The organism is Streptomyces sp. NRRL S-87 (assembly GCF_000719335.1).
Lineage (GTDB): Bacteria > Actinomycetota > Actinomycetes > Streptomycetales > Streptomycetaceae > Streptomyces.
Genome location: NZ_JOGB01000120.1, coordinates 1 through 4823, shown reverse-complemented (window position 1 = coordinate 4823; position 4823 = coordinate 1). Strand labels below are relative to the sequence as shown.

Below are 4823 nucleotides of genomic sequence, written 5' to 3'. Positions count from 1 at the left end.
GCGCAAGCCCAGCGCCGAGATCCTCCAGCAGCTGGCCAAGGCGCTGCGGATCTCCGCCGAGACGCTCTACGTACGGGCCGGGATCCTCGACGAGCGGGTCCCACAGCGCTGCGCGCTGTGCCAGCGAACCGCCTCGCTGCGCTCGGCGGGGCTCGGCTTCGCCGAGCCAGGGCCGGCCCTGCGGGCCGGAGTCCTGCGCTTCGCTTCGGACTGCTCGGGTTCCGCTTCGCTTCACCCGAGTGGCCTGGCTTCGCCAGCGCCGGATCTCCCGGGCTTCGCCCGGGAGATGACCTCGTTTCACGAGGTCCAGGCCTTCGGCCTGTTGGGCGGGTCCGCTTCGCTCCCCCACCTGGTCCTTTCGGCTTCGCCTCCAGGACAAGCCCGCTCCGCGGGCGGCTGGCTACGGGAAGCGAGTGGCGTACTGCCGGGATCCCGTCTGAAGGTTTATCTGGGGGCTGGTTGTCTACAGCGTGCCGTCAGCGATACGTTCGGCCGCGTCCTGCGCGACCTCGTTGGCGATGCGCACGCCATGCCTCTCGCCAGCGGCCAGGAGGGCCGCTTTCACCTCCGGTGCCGACCTGCCAGCATGCGTTACGCGGATCTCCGCCAAGGCCTTTTCGTATCGAGTCACCTGTTCCTGGACCCACGGCATGGCGTTCTCGTACTCGGAAGCATCAGCCACGCTGACAACCTACCTCACTCAGCTGATGCTTCATTTTTAGTTTCGGATTGATTCTGGAACTGATGGATTGCGCAGCTGGGTCGCCGTGGCGCCGATCGTGAGCAGAGAAGGTGAACCCCGAGGCCGCCGCAGGGAGGTGTCAGCTGCCCAGCTTACTGAAGGCCCAGCGGAGCACTTCCTGGTCGGGGTGGTCCCGGCCTGTCCGTGCGAGCGCGGTCAGGGTATGAGCGGTCAGGCGGGCCCAGTTCCGGAAGTTGCCGTGCGCCGCATGACGGTCGGCGAAGGCGATGTCTGCGGGATCGGTCCGTGCCCAGATGGGGTGGTAGAGCGGGATGACCTGCTGAACTTCGTCCAAGGTGAGCTTGGTGATGTGCTGCCAGATGAAGATGCGGGAGGAGAGCATCGGCTCCTTCCGGAGCACCGTGTGAGCTCCCTCGCCACCGGCGAAGATGATCGCAATCTGCGAGTACGGGTGATCCCACGCGTATCGGAAGTATTCGAACGTCTCTCGATTGAGCCATTGGGCTTCGTCCACGACCAGCGTACGCGGTTGCACGGCCAGCGAGTCCAGGAGCAGCCGGTCGAACTCGGACGGGTGACGCGGAGGTTCGCCCGGCAAACCGAGCGCAGTGAAGAGCTCATGACGCACCGCACGGGCCGTGGGGCGGGCGCGGAAGGCGATCCGGCAGACTCCCTCGCATCGGGTCCGCTCGAGCTCACGCAGGCAGACGTTCACCGCCAGCGTCTTGCCGACGCCAGCCGGACCATGAAGGCACATCATCGCCCTGGCCTCGATCGTGTCGGCGATGTTCTCCCGTGCCGCCAAGAGCGCCCTGGTCGTGACGACCGCGGCGTCCGCGAGCTGGGTGTAGTGATCGGTCTCCCGCGGCGGCAGCTGGCTCGTCATCGCTTCTCCTTACGGGGGGCGGTGCGCAGGGATGCGGGGGTGTTCCAGTCGTCGGGCGGAGGAGCGGGCGGGATGAAGTCCGGCAGGGCCAAGGCGGCCATGTCGCTGTCGGCGGCTGCGTCGAGTTCCCGAGCGGCTTCGGCCGCTGTGACGGCGCCCAGGCGCTGCGCGCGCGTGGGCGCCGTAGCCGGGGCGAAGCGCTGGCGGCGCAGGGCCTCCGCCTTCTTGGCGTCCTCGCGCAGGCGGCGGGCCCGCGCGGTACGGGTGCGGCGTAGCTCGTCGAGTTGCTCGGGCGTGGCGGCGTCGGCGAGGTGGGCGGTGCCGAGGTGGCGGCCGGCCGGGTCGCAGACCTCGATCTCGTGGTCGTGGTGGGGCATGTGCCGGATCCTGACGGGGCGGCCTGCCTGGCCGGCCATCCACGCGCCGAGGTAGTCCCGGCCGCGCCAGCGGACCCCGTGGCTGCTCAGTTTCCGGACCCGGCCGTCGTCCTCCAGCATCAGCCCCCACAAGGCGGCCTCGGGGATGTCCGAGAGGGGGGTGGGGTCGGCCTGCCAGGCCTCGACGGGGGTCCGGCCATTCAGGCCGGCTGGGCGGTGCTCGCTGTTCCACCACCATGCCCAGTCGAGGACCTCGGCAGTGAACTCGGCGAAGGTCAGCGGCACCGGCTCGTCAGGGTCGCGCTTCTTCTTGGCGGGCCGGGGCTTGGGAGTGAGGGTGTAGCCGGGCAAGACAGCGAAGAGCATGCGGTCCACACACCGGTTGAGGTTCTCCACCGTGCCCTTCAAATGGGGGCTGTAGGCAGGCAGATCCTCGCACTTGGTCTTCAGGTCGGTGAAGGCGGCCAGGACCGTCTTCGACAGGAAGTCCCGGCCGCGGTCGACCCGCACGTGCTCAGGGATGCCGCCCGCGGGCCCGTACGGTCCGGTGCGCAGCACCGCGGCGCGCAAGGCCGCGAGGATCGAGGCCCTTGAGGGATGGCCGGGGGTGACCGCGGTGCCGGTGATGGTCTTCGTCGCGACGTCGATGAACCACGTCACCCACGGGCGCACCAGCTCCCCGTCCGCGTCGACGACAAGCGGCGCCTGGACGTGGTCGGCCTCCCAGGTCTGGTTCCGCCACTGCACCGGGCGACGTCCGAACACGTCGTGGGCCCGGGCGGCCTCCGGCCCGCGGGCCAGACCCGCGCGTTCACCCGCGGTCAGGTCACGGCGCACCGCGCGCAGGAACGTCGACAACGACGGCACCGGATCCAGTAGAGGGACCGCGTCTGTCGGCGCACCGCCCGGAACCACGAGGGCCGGCTCGTCGGCTGCCGTCCGGGCGCGGGCCATCAGCTGCCGGTGGACCGCGGAGGCGTTCCCCCGCCAGTACGCGAGCAGCACACGTACCTCCGGCGTCACCTCGAACCGGTCCACCGACCGGGTACCCGGAACAGGCCCCGCATCTGGATCGGCTTCGGCCTGCGCGAGCCACCGCCACACCGTCCGCTCCGACACCCCCAGACACTCCCCCGCAAGACGCACATGCCCCCGCGACAGCCGTCCCTGGGCCCGCAGCCGCAACAACCGCTGCACCGCAGGGCCGCGTAACGCCGCGAGCGCCTGCCCCTGGAGCTCGGGCATCGGTTTTGACACGTCCAGCGGTGCCCCCGCCTCGGATGAGTTGATCATGGAACCGCCCTTTGCCGCCCCGCCTTGGCCCTCCCCCTTCCGATCCCGCCCCGCCGGGCGCTACGGGTAAGGGCCCAGCCGGGCACAGGCCTGCTCGACCAGCGCCCGGTCCACCTGTACATCCCGGCCGCGCTTCGACAGGGCGTAGACGTGGGAGGTGATCTTCGCCCAGGTACGGAAGTTGCCCCGCGCCACCGTCGCATCCGCCCATCCCACATCCACCGGATCGACGCCCTCCCACACGTCATGGAACATCGCCAGCGTCTCCGCGAGCCGCTCCTGGCCCAGTCCGGGGACCTGGTGCCAGGTCAGCACCCGCGACCTCAACGCCGGTGCCCGCGCGATCACCCGCTCCGCACCCGCCCCGCACAGCAGCAGCGCGGCAGCGGTCCCCGGCTCGTCCCATAGGAGGCGTAGGTAGTCCAGCAGCGACGGCGACAAGCGCTGTGCGTCGTCGAGGAACAGCACCCCGGGCTGGCGCAGCGCCTCTCCGAGCGCACGGTCGGCCGGCTGCGCACGATGAGACAGAGAACCCGCTGCCAGCCCCAGCGCCTCCAGCAACGACGCACGCATCTGCGGCAGGCCCGGCTTCACGGCGACCACCGCCCGCCACACCGCCACCCGATCAGGCAGCAGATGCAGCGCCTGCTGCACCGCCACCGTCTTCCCCACCCCCGGATCCCCGAACACACACCCAATCCCCCGCGCCGCCACCGTGTGCCCCGCTGCTTCCACCACGGCAGCCACCGGGGCTGTCGACACCACACGCGCACCCGGCACAAACAACCGCACGCCACCCCGAGGCAGCGGCGTAGCCGGCTCATCAGACACGGCAACAGCCGGAACTACTGGATCCGCGTCGACCACCGGCAGGCCGTCACCCACCCGCGCAAGCTTCAACCCGGCCAGCACCCGGTCATAGCGGCCCGCCTCGACCCGGTTCCGTGACGGCCGAGCCACCTCCAAAACCCGGCCAGCACGCAGATCCCGCTGGACCGCACGGTGCAACGTCCCCAGCGACGGCACACTCGTGGACGAGGACAACCCGTCAGCCGTCAGCCGCCGATACAGCGCCGCGACGTTCCCGCCAACCTCCGCCAGAACCTGCCACTGCTCGTCATCCAGCGTGAACCTGTCCTGCCGCCCTGCAGGCTCCAGCCGACCCTCCCGCGCTTCGGACAACCACCGCCACACCGTCCTGACCGACACCCCCGCAGCCTCAGCCATCACCTGCACATGCAGCGCGGACACCGACCCAGGCCCCTGATCCACCGCCAACAACCGACGCATCACCACACCACGCGCCAGCCGCAACTCCTCGCCCATACCCGCCACCACACCCGGCGACCACGGCAACGAACACAGAAATAGGCAAACCCATGACAGCCATCCACCAACGTGCCAGCCACCCCATGGCAGCCGCTTGGTCACCTCACGACAGCCAAGATCAACAGCCCGAGACGACCACTGCCACGAAAACACCGAGCCACAACAAGCCCCCACACCGGCCAGCCCCCGCGCACCCGCTGACGCCCAACCGCTGCCACCACCCCACCCACTCACA

General features: G+C 70.0%; 4 protein-coding genes and 1 pseudogene. 1 reads left to right on the top strand and 4 read right to left on the bottom strand.

What is annotated here, in order from left to right; genetic code table 11:
* Positions 1 to 97: pseudogene (locus IF43_RS40175) on the top strand (XRE family transcriptional regulator); the annotation flags it as partial.
* Positions 98 to 463: 366 nt separating this feature from the next.
* Here IF43_RS40175 and IF43_RS42295 read toward each other — a convergent pair.
* The 4 genes from IF43_RS42295 to IF43_RS0135100 form a co-directional block, all read right to left on the bottom strand.
* Complete coding sequence (locus IF43_RS42295; RefSeq protein WP_030210843.1) at positions 464 to 682, bottom strand: hypothetical protein; 219 nt, start codon at positions 680 to 682, stop codon at positions 464 to 466.
* A gap of 139 nt (positions 683 to 821) precedes the next feature.
* Positions 822 to 1589, bottom strand: coding sequence for an ATP-binding protein (locus IF43_RS0135110; RefSeq protein ID WP_030210842.1), 768 nt, complete (start codon positions 1587 to 1589; stop codon positions 822 to 824).
* The gene (locus IF43_RS37365) at positions 1586 to 3163 is read right to left on the bottom strand and encodes a Mu transposase C-terminal domain-containing protein (protein WP_051796836.1); all 1578 of its coding nucleotides are present in this window, start codon (positions 3161 to 3163) and stop codon (positions 1586 to 1588) included. The genes IF43_RS0135110 and IF43_RS37365 overlap by 4 nt, the downstream gene beginning before the upstream one ends.
* 156 nt (positions 3164 to 3319) lie before the next feature.
* On the bottom strand, positions 3320 to 4585 hold the full coding sequence (locus tag IF43_RS0135100) for an ATP-binding protein (RefSeq protein ID WP_030210837.1): 1266 nt from the start codon (positions 4583 to 4585) through the stop codon (positions 3320 to 3322).
* Between the last annotated feature and the right edge of the window lie 238 nt (positions 4586 to 4823).